At 72.2% G+C, this 978-nt stretch carries 1 protein-coding gene; it reads right to left on the bottom strand.

Going from position 1 to position 978, the window contains the following annotated elements; all coding sequences use genetic code 11:
- The coding region (locus GBZ26_RS29530) for a PAS domain-containing protein (protein ID WP_174441821.1) at window positions 1–978 on the bottom strand (978 nt) is incomplete at both ends.

Below are 978 nucleotides of genomic sequence, written 5' to 3'. Positions count from 1 at the left end.
TTCCGGCCCCACCCCGCCGAGCCGCCGCGCGTAGAGCTGGGCCACCAGCTCGCGCCCGCCGGTCAGCCGGACCTCCAGAGGGGCGGCGGGGTCGGAACCGCCCTGCACGGCGGTCAGCCGCTCGGTCACCATGGCGCGCTCCGCCGGAACGATCAGGTCGGCCATGCCCCGCCCGAGAACGTTGCCGGCCTCGCTGCCGATCAGCGCCAGGAAGGCTTGGTTGCACTCGGCCAGCCGCCCGCCCTCGTCCACCAGGGCGATGCCGATGGGCGCGTCCTCGAAGAAGCGCTGGAAGCGCTGCTCGGACAGCCGCAGGGCCTCCTGCCACTCGCGTTCCGGCGTCAGGTCGCGCACGACGGAACGGGTGTGCGAAATCCGCCCATCCTCGCCCCTCACCACGCTCTGCGCGACATAGGCCTGGAAGCGGCGGCCCTGGAGCCCATCCATGGCGATCTCGCCGCGCTGCTCCATCCCGCCGCCGTCCAGGAGGTCGTAGGGAGCGGAGGAGGCGGGCGGATGGGCCAGCACGTCGTGAAGGCGGCGCCCGCCCTCGACCAGATCCTCCGGCGCGCAGCCCAGCCACTTCGCCAGGGTCGCGTTCACGAACTGGAAGTGCCCGTCCTGGTCCACCGAGAAGAAGCCGACCGGCGCATGGTCCATGAAATCGACGAGCTGGGTCTGTTCGCGCCGCGTCACCTGCTCCAGCTCGCGCCGCGCGGTGATGTCCTCGACGCGCCACATCACCGCCCCGGCGTGCCCGTCGATGGGCTGGCCCTGGATGCGGCGCCATTCGGCAGCGCGCCCCTGCTGGCGGACCGCCAGCTCGATGGAGCCGGAATAGCCGCCCTTGACCCGCTCGCACAGGCGGCGGAAGGCGTCGGCGCTGTCTGCATCGTCGGCGAACTGGCGTTCGAGCGCACACAGCGGCGGCTCGCCCTCGCTCCAGCCGGTCAGGGAGCGGAAGGTGCTGTTGACGAA

Source organism: Azospirillum formosense, from assembly GCF_013340925.1.
In the GTDB taxonomy this organism is placed as follows: Bacteria; Pseudomonadota; Alphaproteobacteria; order Azospirillales; family Azospirillaceae; genus Azospirillum; species Azospirillum formosense.
The sequence above is the reverse complement of the archived record's forward strand: the minus strand, read 5'-3'. Positions and strand labels throughout refer to the sequence as shown.